We start from the raw sequence: 259 nt of genomic DNA on the forward strand, positions 1-259 counted from the left end.
GTTTCAATTTATCTGCAGAAACTGCAAATCGATGAGGTGCCTTGGCCCCGCCTGCTGGTTCCACAAAGCGGATGCGGTTTTGATAGCTTTCATTTCCCGGGAAATGACGGTCGAGCGACTCGCAGATTTGTTCCACGATCTCGAGCGTCTTGAGCGGTGCATTGCCTCCCGCGAGATAGGTCTCACCAGCGTCTCCTAGGTGGAAGACTGTATCGGCAGCTCGCCAAAAATCTTCGATATAAAGCCAGTCGTGGACATC

At 52.5% G+C, this 259-nt stretch carries 1 pseudogene; it reads right to left on the bottom strand.

From position 1 onward, the window contains the following. Positions 1–259: pseudogene (locus R0J87_RS21950) on the bottom strand (dTDP-glucose 4,6-dehydratase); the annotation flags it as partial.

The sequence above is a fragment of the Halomonas sp. SIMBA_159 genome (assembly GCF_046536035.1).
GTDB lineage: Bacteria > Pseudomonadota > Gammaproteobacteria > Pseudomonadales > Halomonadaceae > Vreelandella > Vreelandella venusta_A.